This is a genomic window from Streptomyces sp. SID13726 (assembly GCF_010548375.1).
Taxonomy (GTDB): Bacteria; Actinomycetota; Actinomycetes; order Streptomycetales; family Streptomycetaceae; genus Streptomyces.
This window is the reverse complement of record NZ_JAAGLY010000354.1, coordinates 1-471: the sequence shown is the minus strand read 5'-3', so window position 1 is coordinate 471 and position 471 is coordinate 1. Positions and strand designations below refer to the sequence as shown.

The 471-nt window shown below is 77.3% G+C and carries 1 protein-coding gene; it reads right to left on the bottom strand.

All coding sequences use genetic code 11. From position 1 onward, the window contains the following. The coding region (locus G3I78_RS48040) for a hypothetical protein (RefSeq protein ID WP_203616531.1) at positions 1-471 on the bottom strand (471 nt) is incomplete at both ends.

Sequence of the window (471 nt, the reverse complement as noted above, 5' to 3'; positions counted from 1 at the left end):
GCCTGCGTCGTGTCGCCCGACTCGAGCTCGAGCAGCAGGGCCCGCCGGGTCTCGCCGCGCTCGAGCCGCTCGGCGGCGACGCCGAGGGCGCGCGCTCGGAACCGGGCCGGGTGGCGGTGGCGCGCGACGTCCACCAGGGCCCGCCGCAGCCGGGGACGGATCGCGTAGAGCGGGCCGGAGCGCCCCGGGGTGCGGATGACCGCCCCCGCGTCGTGGAGCCGGTCGAGGTGGACCCGGGGGTGCGGCACGGACGTCAGGAGCGCGAGGTCCCGGACGTCGAACTCGTCGGCGACCGACAGGTCGAGCAGGAGCTCGGTCACGTCACGGGAGACGTCCTGGAGCGCGTGCGCCCTGTGTCGCCGGACCACGGAGACCACCAGTTCCTCGGTCGGCGCCTCGCCGCGGGCCACCGCTCCGGCGAGCGTCGTGACGGCGCCGTCGCCCGTGGTGACGGTGACGGTCGCGATCCCC